This is a genomic window from Acidovorax sp. Root217 (assembly GCF_001428645.1).
In the GTDB taxonomy this organism is placed as follows: domain Bacteria; phylum Pseudomonadota; class Gammaproteobacteria; order Burkholderiales; family Burkholderiaceae_C; genus Acidovorax.
Map to the genome: position 1 here is coordinate 441,857 of NZ_LMIH01000006.1, position 19,907 is coordinate 461,763.

21 protein-coding genes are annotated in these 19,907 nt (G+C 63.3%); 15 read left to right on the top strand and 6 right to left on the bottom strand.

All coding sequences use genetic code 11. The annotated features are described in order from the left end of the window. Positions 1-118 precede the first annotated feature (118 nt). From ASE31_RS31455 to ASE31_RS30870, 3 genes are all read left to right on the top strand, one after another. On the top strand, positions 119-622 hold the full coding sequence (locus tag ASE31_RS31455) for a hypothetical protein (protein WP_157412371.1): 504 nt from the start codon (positions 119-121) through the stop codon (positions 620-622). 1 nt (position 623) lies between these two features. Next, positions 624-2,159 carry a spermidine synthase gene (locus ASE31_RS30865; RefSeq protein WP_082604038.1) on the top strand — a complete coding sequence of 512 codons (1,536 nt, stop codon included), beginning with the start codon at positions 624-626 and terminating at the stop codon, positions 2,157-2,159. Positions 2,160-2,246: 87 nt separating this feature from the next. Then, entirely contained in the window at positions 2,247-2,810 is a 564-nt protein-coding gene (locus ASE31_RS30870) for a pilin (protein ID WP_082604039.1), read from the top strand. Between the two features lie 159 nt (positions 2,811-2,969). Here the strand turns inward: ASE31_RS30870 and moaC are convergent, their stop codons facing one another. After that, the gene (gene moaC / locus ASE31_RS06060) at positions 2,970-3,491 is read right to left on the bottom strand and encodes a cyclic pyranopterin monophosphate synthase MoaC (RefSeq protein WP_057200616.1); all 522 of its coding nucleotides are present in this window, start codon (positions 3,489-3,491) and stop codon (positions 2,970-2,972) included. 276 nt (positions 3,492-3,767) lie between these two features. Between moaC and ASE31_RS06065 the strand changes: the two genes are divergently transcribed. Beyond that, positions 3,768-5,261, top strand: coding sequence for a M48 family metalloprotease (locus ASE31_RS06065; RefSeq protein WP_369819438.1), 1,494 nt, complete (start codon positions 3,768-3,770; stop codon positions 5,259-5,261). Here the strand turns inward: ASE31_RS06065 and ASE31_RS06070 are convergent. From ASE31_RS06070 to ASE31_RS06080, 3 genes are all read right to left on the bottom strand, one after another. Further along, the gene (locus ASE31_RS06070; RefSeq protein ID WP_057200825.1) at positions 5,229-5,582 is read right to left on the bottom strand and encodes a phage holin family protein; all 354 of its coding nucleotides are present in this window, start codon (positions 5,580-5,582) and stop codon (positions 5,229-5,231) included. The two genes, ASE31_RS06065 and ASE31_RS06070, sit on opposite strands and share 33 nt — an antisense overlap. Positions 5,583-5,671: 89 nt before the next feature. Further along, entirely contained in the window at positions 5,672-6,136 is a 465-nt protein-coding gene (locus tag ASE31_RS06075; RefSeq protein WP_057200618.1) for a hypothetical protein, read from the bottom strand. 85 nt (positions 6,137-6,221) lie between these two features. Next, positions 6,222-6,956, bottom strand: coding sequence for a TerC family protein (locus tag ASE31_RS06080; protein ID WP_057200619.1), 735 nt, complete (start codon positions 6,954-6,956; stop codon positions 6,222-6,224). Positions 6,957-7,493: 537 nt separating this feature from the next. Between ASE31_RS06080 and ggt the strand changes: the two genes are divergently transcribed. The 3 genes from ggt (at position 7,494) to ASE31_RS06095 (ending at position 10,287) form a co-directional block, all read left to right on the top strand. After that, complete coding sequence (gene ggt, locus ASE31_RS06085) at positions 7,494-9,359, top strand: gamma-glutamyltransferase (protein WP_057200620.1); 1,866 nt, start codon at positions 7,494-7,496, stop codon at positions 9,357-9,359. Between the two features lie 88 nt (positions 9,360-9,447). Next, positions 9,448-9,939 carry a DUF3717 domain-containing protein gene (locus tag ASE31_RS06090; protein ID WP_057200621.1) on the top strand — a complete coding sequence of 164 codons (492 nt, stop codon included), beginning with the start codon at positions 9,448-9,450 and terminating at the stop codon, positions 9,937-9,939. 42 nt (positions 9,940-9,981) lie between these two features. Then, the gene (locus ASE31_RS06095; RefSeq protein ID WP_057200622.1) at positions 9,982-10,287 is read left to right on the top strand and encodes a hypothetical protein; all 306 of its coding nucleotides are present in this window, start codon (positions 9,982-9,984) and stop codon (positions 10,285-10,287) included. Positions 10,288-10,310: 23 nt separating this feature from the next. Here the strand turns inward: ASE31_RS06095 and ASE31_RS06100 are convergent, their stop codons facing one another. Together ASE31_RS06100 and purB are read right to left on the bottom strand one after the other, a co-directional pair. Continuing rightward, positions 10,311-10,871: a YaeQ family protein gene (locus ASE31_RS06100; RefSeq protein ID WP_057200623.1), complete on the bottom strand. Its 561-nt coding sequence runs from the start codon at positions 10,869-10,871 to the stop codon at positions 10,311-10,313. Between the two features lie 160 nt (positions 10,872-11,031). After that, a complete protein-coding gene (purB, locus tag ASE31_RS06105) occupies positions 11,032-12,411 on the bottom strand; it encodes an adenylosuccinate lyase (protein ID WP_057200624.1) in 1,380 nt (459 codons plus the stop codon). Between the two features lie 251 nt (positions 12,412-12,662). On the opposite strand from purB, the gene ASE31_RS06110 reads away from it, so the two are divergent. The 8 genes from ASE31_RS06110 (at position 12,663) to ASE31_RS06145 (ending at position 19,907) form a co-directional block, all read left to right on the top strand. Then, entirely contained in the window at positions 12,663-13,277 is a 615-nt protein-coding gene (locus ASE31_RS06110) for a glutathione S-transferase N-terminal domain-containing protein (RefSeq protein WP_057200625.1), read from the top strand. Positions 13,278-13,327: 50 nt separating this feature from the next. After that, positions 13,328-14,047: a TetR/AcrR family transcriptional regulator gene (locus tag ASE31_RS06115; RefSeq protein WP_057200626.1), complete on the top strand. Its 720-nt coding sequence runs from the start codon at positions 13,328-13,330 to the stop codon at positions 14,045-14,047. 106 nt (positions 14,048-14,153) lie between these two features. After that, positions 14,154-14,729: a TRAP transporter small permease gene (locus tag ASE31_RS06120; RefSeq protein WP_057200627.1), complete on the top strand. Its 576-nt coding sequence runs from the start codon at positions 14,154-14,156 to the stop codon at positions 14,727-14,729. Between the two features lie 34 nt (positions 14,730-14,763). Next, the gene (locus tag ASE31_RS06125) at positions 14,764-16,044 is read left to right on the top strand and encodes a TRAP transporter large permease (protein ID WP_057200628.1); all 1,281 of its coding nucleotides are present in this window, start codon (positions 14,764-14,766) and stop codon (positions 16,042-16,044) included. Positions 16,045-16,100: 56 nt separating this feature from the next. Next, a complete protein-coding gene (locus tag ASE31_RS06130; RefSeq protein ID WP_057200629.1) occupies positions 16,101-17,105 on the top strand; it encodes a TRAP transporter substrate-binding protein in 1,005 nt (334 codons plus the stop codon). Between the two features lie 91 nt (positions 17,106-17,196). Continuing rightward, positions 17,197-18,057, top strand: coding sequence for a shikimate dehydrogenase (locus tag ASE31_RS06135; protein ID WP_200961077.1), 861 nt, complete (start codon positions 17,197-17,199; stop codon positions 18,055-18,057). Between the two features lie 36 nt (positions 18,058-18,093). Beyond that, the gene (locus ASE31_RS06140; protein ID WP_057200630.1) at positions 18,094-18,987 is read left to right on the top strand and encodes a 4-hydroxyphenylpyruvate dioxygenase; all 894 of its coding nucleotides are present in this window, start codon (positions 18,094-18,096) and stop codon (positions 18,985-18,987) included. Between the two features lie 14 nt (positions 18,988-19,001). Continuing rightward, positions 19,002-19,907 (top strand): sugar phosphate isomerase/epimerase, encoded by a 906-nt coding sequence (locus ASE31_RS06145; protein ID WP_057200631.1) that lies wholly within the window; start codon positions 19,002-19,004, stop codon positions 19,905-19,907.

Below are 19,907 nucleotides of genomic sequence, written 5' to 3' on the forward strand. Positions count from 1 at the left end.
TTTTGGGGATTTTATGGTCACGGTGCTAATATTGGTGAGTTTTTTTGTATCAGGGGTGAGCGCTCTTGTCTATCAAATCTGTTGGCAAAGATCGCTCTATGGAATAATTGGAGTAGACATGGATTCCGTCACCATCGTGGTTTCCGTGTTCATGCTGGGTATTGGTTTTGGTGGAATGATTGGTGGATGGGTTGCGGATAAATATTCGTCCATGCGTTTAAAAATATACATATCGGTTGAGTTGTCAATCGCTGCCTATGGCGCAGCTACTGTGATTACATTGCCAATGATTGATTACTACCTTGCGGCTGCAGGCGGAGGTATCGGCGTCAGCTCAGTTATTTCCTTTTTGTTCCTTGTCGTTCCAACGACTTTGATGGGTATGACGCTTCCTATTTTGACCTTGCTGATCAACGAGTCAAAAGAAAATATCGGGGTATCTGTGGGAATGCTCTACTTTGTAAATACTATGGGTGCTGCTGTTGGTGCCGCAATTGTGCCTTTCGTCATGTTCCCTGCTCTGACGATTTCTCACAGCATTCTCGCAGCTGCTTCTGGAAATGTCCTTGTTTCTCTTTTGGCTCTGACCGCTGTTTTGCTGTCAACTCGAGTTGAGCATTAACATGATCAATAATAATAAATATGCACCCGTTTTGTCATTTATTTGTGGCTTTGCAAGTCTAAGTGTCGAAATACTTTGGGTTAGGCTGTATGGGTTTTCTCGATACTCGATACCGCTTGCATTCGGTTTCGTCCTCATGGCGTATCTGATTGGTATTGCAATTGGTGCACACATGGGCAGTCGCGCATGCAAGAGGAATGCAGATCATTCCGTACTTTGGAAATACTCTATCATCCTGCTTGGGTTTGCGGGAATTCTTACTTTCATGTTGCCTGCTTTGTTTGGATGGATGACCTCTCACGGTATTGAAGATCCATTGAGCGCATTCTTGGTGATTTCTTCCTCTTCAGTGGTCATTGCCTTCATCTTTCCAATTGCTCACCATCTAGGGGCTGATCAAGGAAACGAGGGAAAACAGGGGCGCAGGTTCGCAGCAGTCTATACGTCAAACGTGCTCGGTGCTGCACTTGGACCGCTGGTAACGGGTTACTTACTCTTAGACTCGTTCAGCCTCCAGAATAGCTTTGCCATCATCGGTGTTTTTCAACTGATCGCATCCATGGTCCTTTCTTTGCTTCTTTTGAAAGCTCACCACCGAAGTTTGGCGACGTTGTTTTTTGCTGTTGTGACAGTAATTCTTGTTGTGCTGACCATGAAGCAGGACCCGCATGAACTAGTGCAAATGGCAAATCAAAACCCGGGCCGAGCAAAGACCATTGTAGAGAATCGCCACGGAATAATTACCATTATTCACAAGAAGGAAGGAGACGATGCGATTTTTGGCGGAAATGTATATGATGGAACAACTAACTTGGACCCGGGCTTGAATACGAATGGCCTTCAACGACCACTGCTTGCCGTTGCTTTGCACCCGGAGCCAAAAAGAGTTCTGATGGTCGGTCTTTCAATCGGAACATGGCTAGCCTTGGTAAATACATTTCAAGATGTTCAGCATATTGATGTAGTAGAGATCAATCCAGGGTACTTGGATGCAGCCAAGGCATACCCCTTTCAATCAGAGGCCCTCAGGGACCCGCGAGTGAACGTTGTGGTGGACGACGCACGAAGATGGCTTCGAAACAATAAAAATCAAAAATATGATGTTGTGATTATGAACACAACTTGGCATTGGCGTGCCAACTCCAGCTTGCTTCTTTCTTCAGATTTCATGGAAATAGTGAAACATAGAATGGCAGAGGGGGCAATACTCGCATTCAATGCGACGGGTTCAGGCGATGCGTTTTATACGGCTGCCAATGTATTTCCCAATGTTTATAGGTATAAAAACTTTGTATATGCCGCCAATTTTGACTTTCGCGCTCAAAAGAATTCGCGCCGGATAAAAGATTTGTACTCAGCACTAAAAATCCAGGGCAAAGAATTTTTCAATTCCGGTTCGATTTCAAAAATTGATGAATTTCTGAACGAGCCTTTTGTTGAGTTGGATTTAGCCCAGAAGGCCGCGACTCGGAAGTTTGAAAAAGTTACAGATCAAAACATGTTAACGGAATTCAAATATGGTGAAGCACTCTATTGATTATGTGAATTCCATTTTTCGAGGTTTGATGGGTTTTGCAGTTCTTGATGGTGGCGTTTGATTAAATTACCTAATCGAGGTTACAAAATGCGTTTATTCAACAAAGGGTTTACCCTCATAGAGTTGATGGTTGTGGTTGCAATCGTTGGAATATTGGCCGCAATTGCTCTCCCTGCATACCAGGACTATACTATACGTGCAAAAATCAGCGAGGTTATTCTTGCTGGCTCGGCTGCGAAAACAATAATGAGCGAAGCTTTTCTTTCCGATAGTACCACCGGGCTAGATGCTGCTGCCGGCGCTCTTAATAATATACCGCCAATCCAAAAATCTTCAAAATACGTTTTGAATTATTGCGTGGGGGCGGGAACCGCTGCGCCAACCGCCGCAATCTGCGCGGCAGGTTCTTCTCCATGGGTTATTTCTATTGCGGTTTCAGCTACGGCTGGTAATGGGATGCCGATCTCTTTGAATGGCGCCTATATCAATTTAGCCCCGAATGCAAATAACGCCGTACCGGTTGCCGCGGCAATAGGACCGATTGATTGGGCTTGTACGAGTGCAACCGGAGCCGTGGCCACGGCCCGTGGACTGGGGAATCGGGTGCTCGCAAATATGCCCGCTAAATATGCACCATCCGAATGCCGTTGAGTATTTTATCAAGACGGTTGTCGCGCACGCAATCCCATCCGAATGGGTACCTAAATATTGGTTTACAGTATAGAATACTGCGCTGGAATTTTGCAATGCGGTTTATAATATTGGAGCCGTAGTTGCTGCTCGTGCAGCATCAATTCTCACGATGAGAGGTTAAGAATGGCCGCAGTGGATGTATTCTCCGGACTTGCCACCACGCTTCTCGGCCAACCGCACTCCCTCCACCACCATCTCCCGATCCACCGCCTTGCACATGTCATAAATCGTCAGCAAGGCAATCTGCACCGCAGTCATTGCCTCCATCTCCACCCCCGTCTGGCCCACGGTTTCAACGGTGGCCGTGCAGGCGATCCCGATCACGCCAGGATGCTGCACACCAGCCACCTCAAACTCCACAGCCACCCGCGTCAATGCCAGCGGATGGCACAACGGAATCAGATCACTCGTCCTCTTCGCCGCCTGGATGCCGGCAATCCGTGCAATACCCAGCACGTCGCCCTTCTTGGCGGTGCCGGCCTCGATGATGGCCAGCGTGGCAGGCTGCATCTCGATGCGGCCCGTGGCAACCGCGATGCGGTGGGTCGCGGGCTTGGCGCCCACGTCCACCATGTGGGCTTGGCCCTGGGCATCGAAGTGAGTGAGGGTTGGCGTGGAGGTCTGATCAGGGTTGGACATGGGATCTTTTGCCGGAGACGGCTATGGCAGGCGGCAGGCGATTTCTTGGTAACCAGTTGAATCCTCGGGGAAACACTGGAGCGTCAGGGCATCATACGGTCCATGCGGAAAATCCCAAGCGTGGCGACCCTCCCCACCCTGCCTATCGAACCTGTATATGGCCCGGCAGCGGGCGACCACCCTGGTGCGGCCCACACGCTGGCTTCAAGCGACATCCGCGTGGGGACCGGGCGCCAGGTCCCACGGGCGCACCGCCTCTGGCGTGCGCGCGCGGTGGTGACATCCCTGGTGCTCGCCCTGGCCAGTACGGCCATTCTCCCTGTGCGTCTGGCCCACGCCCAACTCCCCACCCTGGGCGACGGCAGCGAGCTCACCACCAGTGGGGAGCGGCGACTGGGTGACCGCATCATCCGCGAGCTGTACCGCGACCCGGACTATATCGACGATGCTGTGCTGTCCGAGTATGTCCAGAGCCTGTGGCTGCCGCTGATGGATGCGGCGCGCAAGCGCGGTGAACTCTCGCCGGAGCTGGACGAGCGCTTTGCGTGGGAGATTCTGCTCGGGCGCGACCGCTCGGTGAATGCCTTTGCGTTGCCGGGCGGCTACCTGGGCGTGCACCTGGGCCTGATCGGCGTGGTGACTTCGCGCGACGAACTGGCCTCGGTGCTGGCGCATGAGCTCAGCCACGTCACCCAGCGCCATATCTCTCGGCTGATCGCGCAGCAGAGCAAACAGACGCCCCTGCTCCTGGGTGCCATGATCCTCGGGGCCCTGGCGGCCAGCAAGAACCCGGGTGCCGCGCAGGCCATGGTGGTCGGGGGGCAGGCGCTGGCCATGCAGACGCAGCTCAATTTCTCGCGCGACATGGAGCGCGAGGCCGACCGCGTCGGCTACGGGCTGATGGAGCCCGCGGGGTTCGCTCCCCAGGGCTTCGTGAGCATGTTCGACAAGCTGCAGCAGGCCAACCGCATCAACGACAACGGCTCCTGGCCCTACCTGCGCAGCCACCCGCTGACCACGCAGCGCATGGCCGACATGCAGTCGCGTCTGCCGCCGGGCAAGGCACAACAGCCCGCCCCCGTGTCCACGCAGGAGCACGCCATGGCCTCCGCGCGAGCGCGGGTGCTCTCCAATCCAGGGGTGGACACCCAGCGCCAGTGGATCGCGGAACCGGCCAGCACCGGCTTTGCAAGCCAGAGCGCGCCGCGCAAGGCGGCCATCCTCTATGCCTCGGCCCTGGGGAGCAGCCAGCTGCGCGATGCCAAGGCGGCACGCACGACCTGGGCGCTGCTGGAGGCGCAGGTCCGTGGCGACCTGCCAGCCCAGCGGCTGGCGCAACTGCTCAAGGCAGAAATCGAACTGGCCGCTGGCGATGCCGACGCGGCCCTCGCTGCGCTGCCTGCAGGGGCCGCCAACGACCACCGGCCGGAGCTGCTGCTGCGCACCCGCGCGTTGCTCAAGCTCGGTCGCTCGGGCGAGGTCACGGGGGCGCTGCAGACTTGGATCGCCAACCACCCGCGGGACGCCACCGTGTGGCAGTTGATGGCCACCGTGTGGCAGGCCAACGGCCAGCCCCTGCGGGCTGTCCGTGCCGAGGCCGAGGCCCATGCCACGCGCTATGACTATGCCGCAGCGGTAGACCGTTTCAAGGCGGGGCAGGACCTGGCCAAGCGCAGCGGTGCGTCAGCGGACCACTTCGAGGCGTCCATCATCGACACCCGCCTCAAGGCCATGGAATCACTTCTTCGTGAACAGGCCGCCGAGCGCTGATTCGATCACCACGCCGAGCAGCGAGTAGATCAGCGAGCCGATCAGCGCGGCAGCAAAGCCGGTGACCTGGAAGCCATCGAGCACGCTCGCCGCAGCCCAGAACATGAGCGCGTTGATGACAAAAAGGAACAGCCCCACCGTCACAATGGTCACGGGCAGTGTCAGCACCACGAGGATGGGGCGCAAGATCACATTGAACAGGCCGATCACGAAAGCTGCGATCAGCGCCGACGGAAAGCTCTGCACCACCACACCGCTGTAGACATAGGCCACGAACAGCAGCGATGCGGCGCTGAGCAGCCATTTCAGAAGAAGTCGGATCATGGGCCACAGGATAGCATTTGGCTGTGGCGAGAGGGAGGGCGCGCAGGCGGCCGGAACACTTCGACCACCTTCCCCTCGAAGCCTGGTTACTCGGTGCCCAGCACCATCAGCAAACCCACGCTGGCAAACAGGCTGCTCAGCGTGCCCGGCAGCGACCAGCGGCCGCCGGCCGGCACGGGCGTGCCCGCATCGGGGGCCATTGCATCCAGCTTGGGGCGGCGCGCGTCCACCACCTGGGCCTTGGTGCTGCCCATGTCGGCCTGCAGCCGGTCCGTCAGCTCCGGCAGCGGGCCCTTGGCCAGCACCATGGTGACGTGGTCGGGGTGGGCCCTGAGGCCCGGCACCACCTGGGCGAACAGCTTGTCGGCCCATTTGGCGCGCCAGTTTTCGCGCGCGCTGTGGCTGACCCACTTGCTGATGCGATGGGTCATGCGTGGCGCGCACGCCACCAGCACCCAATGCGTATTGCCCGCCGAACCGCGCGCAAACAGGGGCGCGAGGATCTGCTGTGCATGGTCTGCGTCGTCCACGTACACGATGACTTTGTCCATATGCGTAAGCTCCCTGGTCGGGGGCTGCCGCCAAAGGCGCTCGGCGAGCGCCCCGCAGTCAGCCCATGGGGTCATTGAAGTCCGCTCAACCGTGTTCCACCGGGGCGGCAGTGGCAGTGCGGCGTGCCAGGATCATCTTGCCAAGCGCCAGCACCAGCAAGGCACCTGCCACGCTTGCACCATACCTGATCATGTCGGTCTGCGGGATCTTGATCATCCACTGCCACTTGTCAGGATTGGAGAAGACCGGGTCGGTCACCAGCATGCCGCCAGCGATCCAGCCCAGCAGCATCCCGCCCAGCGTGATGATGAACGGGAAGCGCTCCATCAGCTTGATCACCAGCTGGCTGCCCCAGACGATGATCGGGATCGAGATCAGGAGGCCCAGCACCACCAGCAGGAACTGGTGCTCGCCGGCGTTCTGTGCAGCGCCAGCGATGGCGATCACGTTGTCCACGCTCATCACCAGGTCGGCGACGATGATGGTCTTGATGGCGGCCAGCAGCTTGTCGCTGCCCTGCACGTCACCGTGGCCATCTTCATCGGGGGCCAGCAGCTTGACGCCGATCCACACCAGCAGCACCGCGCCCACGAACTTGAGGAACGGCAGCGCCAACAAGGTCATGGCGAAGGCGATCAGGATCACGCGCAGAACGATGGCGCCTGCCGTGCCCCAGATGATGCCTTTGGTACGCTGCGCGGGGGGCAGCTTGCGGCAGGCCAGGGCAATGACCACCGCATTGTCGCCACCCAGCAGGATGTCGATGATGATGATCTGTCCCAGCGCGAGCCAGAATTCGGGCGAAGCCAAAAATTCCATAAATTCCTCAATATCGGTAGATAAAAGGAGGGCTTGGCGACAATGTAGCGCCAAGTCCATCCGGGGGATAGAGGGCCTGCGGTCGGAGGATCAAGGGCTCGCCCGCGTTGCGCGGGTCGTCGAATCGGGAGGGCGGCCTTGATCAGCCCACAGAGGGCCCATCAAAGGTCTTGCTCGGCCCAGCGCCCTTCCTGCGCGCTGAACCCGGCCTGCCGGAAGCGGTGTTTCGCTTCGTATTGACGACAGGTCCGATGCCACGCGATGGCTGTGCCCTGTGGGCGCAGTGCGGGTGCGTGGCGGGAGCTACTCCCCTTCGAAGTCGCAATTGGACCATCCCCCGTCCGTGAACGCAAGCCCCGCAGAGCGCGGCCGGCTGGCACCAAAGGGATAACGAGCACATGCCGCCACGCATTTTGATCGGCACCTTTTTGCCTTTGCGGTGTGACAAAACCGTGACTATCATGTGTTTCGCCATGCATCTGCACCACCCGCAGGCTGCATCCCCGCCTTTCCCCACTGGATCGAGGACCGAGACCCATGACCATCTCCACTACCGGGCGCCGCTGGCAGCTCGCCCTGCTCAGCGCAGCCGCCGTGGCCGCTCTGGCTGCCTGCGGAGGCAGCAACGACACCCCCATCGCCGAGCCCGTGGAGCAGTACGTGCCGCCCGAGCCGCCCTCGGGCTACACGCCCAAGACCATCGCCTATGCCAACAAGGACATGGTCGCTGCGGCCAACCCGCTGGCCGTGCAGACCGGCACCGCCATCCTGGCCAAGGGCGGCAGCGCCATCGATGCGGCCATCGCCGTGCAGATGGTGCTCAACTTGGTGGAGCCGCAATCGTCGGGCATTGGCGGCGGTGCCTTCATGCTGCACTTCGACAAGGGCGCCAACCGGCTGCTGGCCTATGACGGCCGCGAGACCGCGCCCATGGCCGCCACGCCCAACCTGTTCATCGGTGCCGATGGCAACCCGCTGGCCTTCCTGACCGCGGTGGACGGTGGTCTCTCCGTGGGCACCCCAGGCGTGCTGCGCATGCTCGAAGCCGCGCACAAGGCGCATGGCAAGCTGCCGTGGAAGGACCTTTTCGATCCCGCCATCAAGCTCAGCGAAGATGGCTTTGCGATCTCCGAGCGCATGAGCGTCTCCATCGCCGGCTCGGCCGCGCGCATCAAGGCCCAGGGCGAACCCGGCGCCAGCTACTTCCTCAAGGCAGACGGTACGGCCAAGTCCACTGGCACCCTGCTCAAGAACCCCGAGCTGGCTGCCACGCTGCGCACCATTGCCGCTGGCGGCGCGGATGCGTTCTACAAGGGCGCCATCGCCGCCGACATCGTGGCCAAGGTCTCGGGCCACCCCACCAACCCCGGCAAGCTCGCGCTGTCCGACCTGAACAACTACACCGCCAAGGTGCGTGAACCCGTGTGCGGCGTGTACCGCACCAAGTACCGCGTCTGCGGCATGCCCGCGCCCAGTTCGGGCGGCATCGCCGTGCTGCAGACCCTGGGCATGCTCGAAAGCTTCGATCTGGCGGCGATGAAGCCCAACACGCTTGACTCGGTGCATGTGGTCTCCGAGGCTTACCGCCTGGCCTATGCCGACCGCGCCCTGTACGTGGCCGACCCGGACTTCGTTGCCGTGCCCCAGGCCGGCATGATCAATGCCGACTACCTCAAGGGCCGTGCGCGCCTGATCGACATGCAGCGCAGCATCGGCACGCCCGTGGCCGGCACGCCTCCCGGCGTGGTGGCATCCCGCGGTGCCGACAGCTCGCTGAACCTGCCTTCCACCACCCACCTGTCCATCGTCGATGCCTCGGGCAATGCCGTATCGATGACCACCACCATCGAGAACGGCTTCGGCAGCCTGCAGATGGTGCGCGGTTTCCTGTTGAACAACCAGCTCACCGACTTCTCGTTCACCGCCACCGACTCCGCCGGCAAGGCCATCGCCAACAGCGTGCAGCCTGGCAAGCGGCCGCGCAGCTCCATGGCGCCGACCATCATCTTCAATGCCGCCACCGGCGACTTCGAAGGGGCCATCGGATCGCCCGGCGGCAGCGCCATCATCCAGTACACCGCCAAGAGCATCCTGGGCATGACCGACTGGGGGCTGAACGTGCAGCAGGCCATCAACCTGCCCAACTTCGGCGCGCAGACCAACGCCACCACCTCCATCGAGAAGGGCTCGGTCATCGACACGGCCGCCATCCGCGATGGCCTCAGGGCCCGTGGCCACACCGTGGCGCAGACCGATACCTTTGCCAGCGGCCTGCACGGCGTGGTGTTCAACGGCGTGCGTGCCAACGGCAATGCCGGCCTGCTCTCGCGCAACCCTGCAGCGGGTACTTACGCCGGCGGCGCTGATCCGCGGCGTGAGGGCATTGCGCTGGGCAACAACTGAGCCGATTAACCTCCTTGCCCGCATGCCGGGCAAGGCCGGTTATGCTCCGGGCCCCTGCCGGTTAGAACCTGGCGGGGGCTCTTTTTTTATGCCCCCCTCGTCCATCCACATCACCGACATCGAAGCCGCCATCAACCACTGGCGCGAGCGCTCCCCCTCGCCCGATGGCATGACCCTGGCGCCGCAGATCCGGGCCCTGGCCGAGGTGTATGCGCTGATGGTCTACTGGCACGAGGACGAGGCGGACGAGGCCAGCTTTCCGCCAGAGGCCATGGCGGCATGGAAGGCCTGGTACGACACCACGCCCGACACCCCGTGCATCGCCATCTGCTCCACCAGCCAGGGCGATGACCAATGCAAGGGCTGCGGCCGCAGCTTCGACGAGGTGCAGCACTGGCTCGCCTACACCGCAGCTGAAAAGCGCAGTGTGTGGCGCCGCATCACGCTGGAGCACTCGGCCTGGCGCTTCAACCGGTACTCGGAGCGCGCGGCAGAAGGGCCATCGGCGAAGCCCCCGGTGCCAGAGGCCGCTGTAGGCTTACCGGTGCCCCCGGCACGGAGCCGGCTCCGCCAGGCATAGCGGCCCCTGTACGCCGCGCCCCCAAACCGGTATGGTGGGGCCATGCTGCGACTGACCCAGGCCCCCAACATCGCGATTGCCACGCTCTGGGCCGACATCCTGTGCGAGGCCGGCATGACCGCCTCGGTGCAGCGCCAGTATCTGGGCGCCGTCGCTGGCCACCTGCCGCCCGACCAGTGCCTGCCCGAGATCTGGCTCGAATACGATGAGCACGCCACGCGTGCGCGCACCCTGCTGCAGGACCTGCAGAACATCCCGCAGCGCCACTGGGTGTGCCGTTGTGGTGAGACGGTGGAAGGTGGTTTCGAGCAGTGCTGGCACTGTGGTGCCCTGATGCCCCTGGACTGAGCGGAGCGGGCTCCGCTACCGCCCTACTTCCAGCGCACCGGCTCCACGACCACGCTGCCCAGATTGCTGCTCAGCGTCAGGGCGCTCTCCTGTACCGTGGCCTGCAGCTGCATGCTGCGCTCGGCCAGGGCCGCAAGGGCCTGCGATGCCTCAGTGGGGATGCGCCAGACCTGCAGTTTTTCCAGACGCGAGAGTTTGGTCTCGATGCCCTTCCACCAGATCTCGGCCGCGTGGTTGAAGCAGTACACCACCACGCTGTCGGACTTGCTGCAGGCCTTGGTCAGCGGCTTGTCCTCGGGCTGGCCGACCTCGATCCACACGCGCTTCCTGCCCGTGAAATCGGTCAGCGACGCGTCTGGATCGTCCGGGTCCGACAGACCGGCGCCAAAGGCCAGCGTGCCGTCGCCATTGCAGATGTCGTTGAGGTCGTGCGCATGGATGGCCAGCGCCGCCAGGCGCACCATCATGCGCTCGTCGGTCTCGCTCGGGTGCCGCGCCAGCGTCAGCGCATGGTCCGCGTAATAGCCGTGGTCGATGTCGGCGATCTGCAGATTCGCCTTGAAGATGGTGGATTTGATGGCCATGCGGTCTCACTGAACAACAATTGACCGCTGCCCATGCTCGTGTGCAGGCAACAGAGGCCGTGAAAATAGGAAATCACCATGCGCCACAGGGCACAGGCGATTTTCGTCGCGGGCATGCCGCGCCTGGGCCGCTGGGCTCAGGGCTTGCGGCAGAAACTGCTCAGGCCCGACGGGCCAGCGCTGCTGCCTTGCCGGTGTAGCTGCCCGGCGTCATCGCCAGCAAGCGGTCCTTCTCGGCCTGCGGGATTTCCAGCGACTGGATCAGCCCGTGCAGCGCCTCGGCCGTCACGGTCTTGCCGCGCGTGACTTCCTTGAGCTTCTCGTACGCGCCCTGCACGCCAAAGCGGCGCATCACCGTCTGGATCGGCTCGGCCAGCACTTCCCAGGATGAGTCCAGATCCTCGGCCAGGGCTTCCTCGTTGAGCTCGAGCTTGTTCAGGCCGGTCAGCAGCGAGGCATACGCCAGCGCGGCGTAGCCCAGGGCCACGCCCATGTTGCGCAGCACCGTGCTGTCGGTCAGGTCGCGCTGCCAGCGGCTGACGGGCAGCTTTTCCGACAGGTGGCGCAGCAGCGCATTGGCCAGGCCCAGGTTGCCTTCGGCGTTCTCGAAGTCGATGGGGTTGACCTTGTGCGGCATGGTGCTGGAGCCGATCTCGCCGGCCTTCAGGCGCTGCTTGAAGTAGCCCAGGCTCACATAGCCCCAGATGTCGCGCGACAGGTCCACGAGGATGGTGTTGGCACGTGCCACGGCATCGAACAGTTCGGCCATATAGTCGTGCGGCTCGATCTGGATGCTGTAGGGCTGGAAGGTCAGGCCCAGGCCCAGGGGCTCGGGGGTTTCGATGACCTTCTTGCTGAACGCTTCCCAGTCGAAATCGGGCCAGGCCGACATGTGGGCGTTGTAGTTGCCCACGGCGCCATTCATCTTGCCCAGAATCTTCACGCCGGCAATGCGCTCGCAGGCGGCCTGCAGGCGCACCACCACGTTGGCCATCTCCTTGCCCACGGTGGTGGGGCTGGCCGTCTGGCCGTGGGTGCGGCTGAGCATGGGCACGTCGGCGTAGGCATGGGCCATCTCGCGCAGCTTGAGCACCACGCGGTCCAGTCCTGGCAGCACGACCTGGTCTCGGCCCGAGCGCAACTGCAGCGCATGGCTGGTGTTGTTGATGTCTTCGCTGGTGCAGGCAAAGTGCACGAACTCGGCGGCCTTTTCCAGCTCGGGGCGCGCCTCGAACTTGCTCTTGATCCAGTATTCCACGGCCTTCACGTCGTGGTTGGTGGTCTTCTCGATGTCCTTGATGGCGGCCGAATCGGCTTCCGAGAAATTCTTCACCAGGCCCAAAAGGTAGGCACGCGCGCCGGTAGTCAGCGGCTTGAACTCGGCAAAGCCTGCGTCCGACAGCGCGATGAACCAGGCCACTTCCACCTGCACGCGCCGGTGCATGTAGCCGTGCTCGCTCATGATGGGGCGCAGGGCGGCGAGTTTGTTGGAATAGCGGCCGTCGAGCGGCGACAGGGCAGTGATGGTGGACAGGCTCATGGGGCCAGATTGTAGGCTGCACGCACGGGGAAACCCCAATCCGCCCAGTGCACCCGGTGGCCTGGTGCGCCGCAGACAAGCTGTTGCAAATCTGCACCAGTGCGCTGCAGCTCTCGTGGCAGGCCGCTACAGGCGCTCCTGCGCGTTCTGGTATCCCCCATGCGGGGGGCTTGCGGGACAGGCGCCAGGGGGCGCAGCCGATAGAATCGGTCGTGTAACGTCAGCTTATCCCGCGCACTGGAAACCACCCCATGAAATTGATCGGAGCCTCCGCCAGCCCTTATGTACGCAAGGTGCGCGTCGTCATGGCCGAAAAGAAGCTCGACTACCAGTTCGTGCAGGAAAACGTCTGGGCCGACGACACGAGCATCGCCACCTCCAACCCGCTGGGCAAGGTGCCCTGCCTGGTGATGGAAGGCGGCGAGGCCGTCTTCGACTCGCGCGTGATCGTCGAGTACCTGGACACCCTCTCTCCTGTGGGCAAGCTCATCCCCAGCCAGGGCCGTGAGCGTGCCGAGGTCAAGACCTGGGAAGCCCTGGCCGACGGTGTGGTGGACGCGGCCATCCTCGCCCGCCTGGAAGCCACCTGGGCCCACCGCAAGGACAGCGAGCGCAGCCAGGCCTGGATCGACCGCCAGATGCGCAAGGTCAACGACAGCCTTAAGTCCATGAGCCAGGGCCTGGGCGACAAACCCTACTGCAGTGGTATCCACCTGAGCCTGTCGGACATCGCCGTGGGCTGCGCCCTGGGCTGGCTCGAATTCCGCTTCCCGGACGTAGCCTGGCGCAGCGAGTACCCCAACCTGGGCAAGCTGCTGGACAAGCTCATGCAGCGCCCGAGCTTCGCAGACACCAAGCCCTCTTGATCGCACCGGAGGGGCCAGAGGGGCTGGCCCTTGCCGTATGCTTGGCGCATATGGACGAAACGGTTCAAAATCCCCAGCCATCCGCCAGTGCCAGCCGCCCGGCGCGGCAACGCGCTGCGCGCGAGGCTGCGGCCACCCCCGGTGCCGAGCGTGTACGCGTGAACGACCCCGACCGCACGATGGCCAACATCCTGCAGGTGGCCACGGCGGAGTTCGCGGACAAAGGCCTGGCCGGTGCCCGCATCGATGAGATCGCGGCGCTCACCAGCACCAGCAAGCGCATGATCTACTACTATTTCGGTAGCAAGGAAGGCTTGTACGTCAAGGTGTTGGAGGAAGCCTATCGCCGCATCCGGCAGATCGAGTCGGAGCTGCACCTGGAAGACCTGGCGCCCGAGCAGGCCCTGCGCACCCTGGTCGGCTTCACCTTCGACTACCAGTTGGCCAACCCCGACTTCATCCGCCTGGTGATGAACGAGAACATGCACCGCGGCGAGTACATCAGCCGCTCCACGACCATCCAGGAGCTCAACATCCCGGTCATTCATGCGGTGCACAAGGTCTACCAGCGCGGCGTGGGCGCAGGCGTCTTCCGGCCCGACGTGGACCCGGTTGATCTGCACATGTCGATCTCGGCGCTGTGCTTCTTCAACGTCTCCAACCGGCACACCTTCGGCGCCATCTTCAAGCGCACGCTCGACTCGCCGGCCGCCATGGCCGAGCGCCGCGAATCCATCGTCGAGATGATCGTGCGCTTCCTGCGCCCCTGAGCTTTCGCGGCAACCACGCCCCGGCTGCGGGGGATCAGGGTTTGTACCTGGATTAAATACTAACCAGTTCGTACAAAATCTCGATCACAACGACCGGAGACTGGCAATGCTGGAATGGACCGACCGCCTGCTGGGGCGATACACCCGCCTGCTCGACATGCTCGGAGGCCTTTGCCTGGCCCTGATGGTGGTGCTGGTCTTCGGCAACGTGGTGGCGCGCTATGCGCTCAACTCGGGCATCACCATCTCCGAAGAGCTTTCGCGCTGGCTGTTCGTGTGGCTCACCTTCATGGGTTCCATCGTGGCACTGCGCGAGCACGGCCACCTGGGCACCGACATGCTGGTCTCGCGCCTGCCGCCCGCCGGCAAGCGCGCCTGCCTGGCACTGGCGCAGGTGGCGATGATTTTCGTTTCCTGGCTGCTGCTGTCGGGCAGCTGGGCGCAGATGCTGATCAACTGGGAGACCGAGGCCCCCGTCACCGGCGCATCGGTGGCGATCTTCTACGCCAGCGGCGTGCTCATGGGCGCCTCGGGCATCGCCATCCTGCTGCGCGATCTGCTGCGCACGCTGTTCACCCCACTGTCCGAACAGGAGCTGGTCATGGTGCAGGAGAGTGAGGAGTTGTCCGCGCTGGCACAACGCAATGGGGTCGATTCCGATCTGCCTGCCAAGCGCCCCTGATCCGCCGCACCGCACGCCCACAGGACACCCGCCCATGACCGTCGCCATCTTCCTCGGATCCCTGCTTCTCGCCATGGCGATCGGCATCCCCATCGCCTATGCCCTGCTGCTCAGCGGCGCTGCGCTGATGTGGCACCTGGACCTGTTCGACGCGCAGATCCTGGCGCAGAACGTCATCAATGGTGCCGACAGCTTTCCCCTGCTGGCGGTGCCCTTCTTCATGCTGGCCGGCGAAATCATGAATGTCGGCGGCCTGTCGCGGCGCATCGTCAAGCTGGCGCTGGCGCTGGTGGGCCACATGCCCGGCGGCCTGGGCTACGTGACCATCATGGCCGCCGTGCTCCTGGCCGCCGTCTCGGGCTCGGCCGTGGCCGATGCCGCAGCCCTCGCCTCGCTGCTGCTGCCGATGATGGTCGCTGCCGGGCACGACAAGGCCCGCTCGGCCGGCCTGATCGCATCGGCCGGCATCATCGCCCCGGTCATCCCGCCTTCCATCGGCTTCGTGATCTTCGGCGTGGCCGCCAATGTGTCCATCAGCAAGCTGTTCCTCGCGGGCATCGTGCCCGGCGTGCTGCTGGGTCTGTCGCTCGCGGTCACCTGGTGGTGGCTGGTGCGCAACGAGAAAGTGCAGCCCCCGCCCAAGGCCTCGCGCGCCGAACTGCGCAAGGCGCTGCGCGAAGCCGTCTGGGCCCTGGGCCTGCCCCTCATCATCCTGGTGGGCCTGCGCATGGGCGTGTTCACCCCGACCGAGGCGGCCGTGGTCGCGGCCGTGTATGCCCTGCTGGTGGCGATGTTCGTCTACCGCGAGATCGGCGTGCGCCAGCTGGCAGGCATCTTCCAGGCCTCGGCCCGCACCAGCGCCATCGTGATGTTCCTGGTGGCTGCTGCCATGGTCTCGGCCTGGCTGATCACCGTGGCCGACCTGCCCACCAAGGTCATCGGCATGCTGGAGCCCTTCATGGGCAACCAGACGCTGCTGCTGGTGGCCATCATGGTGCTGGTGATGGTGGTGGGCACGGCGATGGACATGACGCCCACCATCCTCATCCTGACCCCGGTGCTGATGCCGGTGGTCAAGGCCGCCGGCATCGACCCGGTGTACTTCGGCGTGCTGTTCATCATCAACAACGCCATCGGGCTGATCACGCCGCCGGTGGGCACGGTGCTCAACGTCGTGGCCGGGGTGGGGCGCATCTCCATGGACCAGGTCACGCGTGGCGTGCTGCCTTTCATGCTGGCCCAGTTCTTCGTGATGTTCCTGCTGGTGGTGTTCCCCTCCATCGTCATGGTGCCGCTGCGCTGGCTCACCGGCTGAAACTGTCACCGTCGTCGTTCCGTTCTGCTACCCACTACACCAAGGAGACTTTCATCATGAACCTCGTGAAGACCCTGCTGGCCACGGCCCTGGTCGCTGCATCGCTGCTGTCCGGCGCCCACGCCCAGGAGCGCACTATCAAGTTCGCCTTCCAGAACCAGAAGGAGCACCCTCAGGCCCAGGGCGCGCAGAAGTTCGCCGACCTCGTGGCCGCCAAGACCAATGGCCGCATCGCGGTCAAGCTCTTCCCCGGCGGCACGCTGGGCGGTGACCTGCAGACCGTCTCGGCACTGCAGGGCGGCACGGTGGAGATGACCGTGCTCAACGCCGGCATCCTCTCGGCCCAGACCAAGGAATTCGGCATCTACGACTTCCCCTTCCTGTTCGCCTCGCCGCAGGAAGCCGATGCTGTCACCGACGGCCCCTTCGGCAAGAAGCTGCTCGACAAGCTGCAGGCCAAGAACCTGGTGGGCCTGGGCTACTGGGAGCTCGGCTTTCGCAACCTGACCAACAGCAAGAAGCCCATCACCAAGGCAGAGGACATCGCCGGCCTCAAGATCCGCGTGATCCAGTCGCCGATCTACATCGACATGTTCAACGCACTGGGCGCCAACGCCGTGCCCATGCCCTTCCCCGAGCTCTACACCGCCATGGAGCAAAAGGCGGTGGACGGCCAGGAGAATCCGTTCTCGACCATCCTCTCGTCCAAGTTCGCCGAGGTGCAAAAGCACCTCACGATCACGCGCCACATGTACAACCCGCAGGCCGTCATCGTCAGCAAGAAGTTCTGGGACAGCCTGAACCCGGCGGACCAGAAGGCTGTTACCGAAGCCATGGCCGAGGCCACCACCTTCCAGCGCAGCGTCTCGCGCTCGCAGGCCGATGTGGCGCTGGAGGAACTCAAGAAGGCCGGCATGCAAGTGACCGAGTTCTCGCCGGCCGAGGTCGACAAGCTGCGCGCCAAGGTCAAGCCCGTGGTGGAAAAGCACAGCGACAAGGTCGGCGCCGAGACGGTGCAGGAGGTCTACGCCACGCTGGCCAAGCTGCGCGGCGGCAAGTAATCCGGCAACCCGCATGGTCCCGGCTTCGGCCAAGGCCATGCGGCAAGGCCTGTATCCCATGGACACCCTGCTTCTCGACTCCCCGCCCACCATGTCTTCCACAAGCCCCCGCAAGGTACTGATCGGGCTGATCGGTGCAGGCATCCAACAATCGCTGTCGCCCGCGCTGCACGAAGAAGAAGCGCGGCACCACGGCATGCGCCTGCACTACCAGCTGATCGACCTGGACCGATCCGCATCTTCGCCCGCGCAGCTGCCCACCCTGCTGTCGGCGGCACGCATCATGGGCTATGCCGGCTGCAACGTGACCTATCCCTGCAAGCAGGCCGTAATCGCGCATCTCGACGACTTGTCCGAGGAGGCGCGGGCCATGGGTGCCGTGAACACCGTGGTGGTGCAGGATGGCCGGCTGGTGGGGCACAACACCGATGGCTCGGGCTGGGCCTGGGGTTTCCAACGTGCCTTGCCAGAGGCCGATCTGGCCCATGTGGTGCTGCTGGGCGCAGGCGGTGCCGGCGCGGCCATTGCCCATGCCGTGCTGCGGCTGGGCGCGCAGCGCCTGGCCATCGTGGATGCGCAGCCCGAGCGCGCCGCGCAACTGGCGGCGGACGTCAATGCGCTCTACGGTGCGAGGGCCCATGCCAGCGACATCGCCACTGCCATGGCGCAGGCCACGGGGCTGATCCACGCCACGCCCACCGGTATGGACAAACTGCCCGGCGTGCCTCTGGATGTGGGCCTGCTGCGCCCCGCCATGTGGGTGTCCGAGGTGGTGTACTTCCCGCTGGAGACCGCCCTGGTCCGTGCCGCACGTGCCCTGGGCTGCCCAGTGTCGGACGGCGGTGGCATGGCCGTGGGCCAGGCCGTCGGGGCGTTCGAATTGTTCACCGGCGTCGCCCCCGATCCTGCGCGCATGGATGCGCACTTCCGCCAACTGGTCACCAGCCGCTGACCTGGTGCGCTCACCATTTCTCAAGGAGCCCCTCCCATGAGCCCCCCGATGACGGCCGACCGTGAATCCCTGGGCACCCTGCCCAACCCCCTGGGCCTGCAGGGCGTGGAGTTCATCGAATACGCCACGGCCCGCCCCCAGGCACTGGGCCAGGCGCTGGAGCGCATGGGCTTCAAGCCCGTGGCGCGCCACCGCTCGCGCGAGGTGCTGCTGTACCGCCAGGGCGGCATGAACATCATCGTCAACGCCCACCAGGGCGAAGAGCCGGCACATGGCGCGCAGGCCCCTGGTGATGCCCCGGTGCTGGCCGCCATTGCCTTTCGCGTCGGCAATGCTGCCGCCGCCTACCGGCGCGTGCTGGAACTCGGGGCCTGGGCCGTGCATACCGAGGTCGAGGTCATGGAGCTCAACATTCCGGCCATCCACGGCGTGGGCACGAGCCGCATCTACTTCGTCGACCGGCACCGTGAGTTCTCGATCTACGACGTGGACTTCGTACCGATACCGGGGGTGGACCCGCGCCCGCCAGCGCAGCACGGCCTGCACCTGTTCGGCCTGGTGCAGTACATCGGCCTCGATCGGCTGGCCGACTGGACCGCCTTCTATGGTGAGCTGTTCGGCTTTGCCGAGCTGCCGCCCGAGCAGAGCTTTGGCGTGCTCACGCAGGGGCGCATCCTCGCCAGTCCCTGCGGCACGCTGTACTGGCAGCTCATCGAGCCGCTGATCGACGCGCTCGATGCCGACCCCGGCGAACTGCTGCAGCGCGTGGCCTTCGGCACGGGCGACGTGCTGGCCACGGTGGCAGCCCTGCGCGCACAAGGGGTGGATTTCGTCGAATCGCCCACGGGCGTGCACAGCGAAGTCCGAGGAGCGCTTACGCGTGCCGATGCGGGTGGCGCCAGCTTCGAGCTGGTGCTCGACCCGCGATGAAAACGGCACTCCCCATGCGCGCCCAGGCCATGCAACGCAACGTCGCCGATTTCGGCATGGACACCATCAGCCTCGCCGGTCCGCTGGAGGCCAAGCTGGCCGCCGTGAAGGCCGCCGGCTTCGGCCAGATCATGCTGGCCGCGCGCGACCTCGTCGGCCACCCCGAGGGTATCGACGCTGCCGTGCAGGCGGTGCGCAGCAGCGGCCTGCGCGTCACGGGCTTTCAGGTGCTGCGCGATTTCGAGGGGCTCTCGGGCCACCTGCACAGCTACAAGCTGGGCATCGCCCAGCAGATGATCCTCATGGCGCGCGCGCTGGGCACCCGGGTGCTGCTGGCCTGCAGTTCCACTTCGCTGCATGCCACGGACGATCCCGAAGCGATTGCGCGCGACCTGCGCAAGCTGGCCATGCTGGCGCTGCCCCACGGTATCCGCATTGCGTTCGAGGGCCTGTCCTGGGGCCGGCACATTAACGAGGTGCACCAGGCCTGGGCCGCGGTGCAACGGGCCGATTGCCCCAACCTGGGCCTGGCCATCGACTCCTACCACCAGTTCGCCACCAGCACGCCGCTCGAAGCCCTGGAGGGCGTGGACCCGGAGCGCATTTACCTGGTGCAGCTGTCGGACTTCATGTGGCAGGAGACGCGCACGGTGCAGGAGCGCATCGACACGGCGCGGCACTTCCGCGTGTTCCCGGGCGAGGGCGTGCACAGCCAGGCGCTGGTCGATTTGGTGCGCAAGCTCGACGGCTTGGGCTACCGGGGCGACTACAGCTTCGAGGTCTTCAACGACGACTACCAGCAACTGCCCCTGCCCTATGTGGCCGGCCGCGCCTGGAACAGCGCGGTGTGGCTGGCCGAAGGCGTGCTGCAGCGTGCCGTGCCCTTGCCTGGGCATCTGCGTCTGCAAGCGCGTCCGTGA